The following is a 1,152-nucleotide window of genomic DNA, read 5'->3' on the forward strand; positions in this document are numbered from 1 at the left end:
TTATCTTTGTAGGCTCTCAAGCCAATAAACTGGTTTGAAAGTACATTCCGGTGCTTTATCGAGTTAGCTTGATATTGCCTGTGTTTATCTGCTGCTTTGACCGCCAAACCAAGCAGGTAAAGTATAAATTGTGAAAGACTGGCGATGAGTAGAAGCACGCTTAATTTATCTTGGTTCCTTGAGCCGCTATCATTCATTTTTAGACCTGTTTTAACATCTCTAAAGCTTTCTTCTATCTGCATTCTTGTTGAATAAATCTTAACGACTCTTTTGGCAGCAGCACTTGATAAACAAAGTGATGTAGCAAGTAACCAAGGCTCTTTCTCTCGTTCTGCACTGGCTCGAGATTGTTTACTCCGCCTCGACTTTTCACCCGTTACCACTTTGTCTTTACGTCCTTTTGCGTTACGTTTGAAAATAACTAAACGGGACTTAAAAGAGGTTTGTTCACCTAGCATGTAAACACCGAGGCTTTTAGCTCTGGTGCTTGCTTGAACATAGAGTTGTTTAACTGGATACCAGCTATCTACTGGTAATTTTTTACAGTGAGTTCGATTTCTAAATCTGCCTACGTAATCCCAATTTAATGACAAAATTTGCTTGAACCAAGGTATACGAAAACCTGCATCTGTCACGATTATAGGTTTGCACTCATTGGGAAGCATAGTTTTTAATTTAGTTAGAAATAGTTGATGAGTTTTAGGCTTCTCTTTTTTATTTAGCGGATGAATTTCTTCATAAAGTGTCAGTGAACGACCTTGAGCTGCAAGCGATGCTCTAATGAGAAAATGTTGCTTTCGGTCATCAAGATCAGACCAATCGATATGAATTATCGGTTGTTTCATTCTTCCGATTAGTAAGCAAGTCATGCGTGTGTATATAAACTCGATATCACGATGTAAATGGCCATTATTACAAAGCCTATCGACACGTTTAATCTTATGTTTTTCCAGCGCTTTACTTTCAATGTTACGGCCAAGGCCTGTAATTGAAAGGGAGCCTCCATTCATTGAGCTTTCGACTGCACAGAACAAACTTTGTCGGCGAGTTTTGTGCATTAACGGGGTGACAATCGATAGGCATTTTGATAAAACTTGTTTCGCATTCATGGCATTTACTCGTGGTAATTTTTGTTTGGCGATAAATTTGATC

The 1,152-nt window shown here is 38.7% G+C and carries 1 protein-coding gene; it reads right to left on the reverse strand.

The genetic code is table 11. The annotated features are described in order from the left end of the window. Positions 1–1,109 (reverse strand): IS4 family transposase (locus AB4153_RS18110; protein ID WP_371998313.1); only part of this gene is annotated, 1,109 nt, incomplete at its 3' end. Positions 1,110–1,152: the final 43 nt, after the last annotated feature.

The sequence above is a fragment of the Shewanella sp. 10N.286.52.E4 genome (assembly GCF_041468785.1).
In the GTDB taxonomy this organism is placed as follows: domain Bacteria; phylum Pseudomonadota; class Gammaproteobacteria; order Enterobacterales; family Shewanellaceae; genus Shewanella; species Shewanella electrodiphila.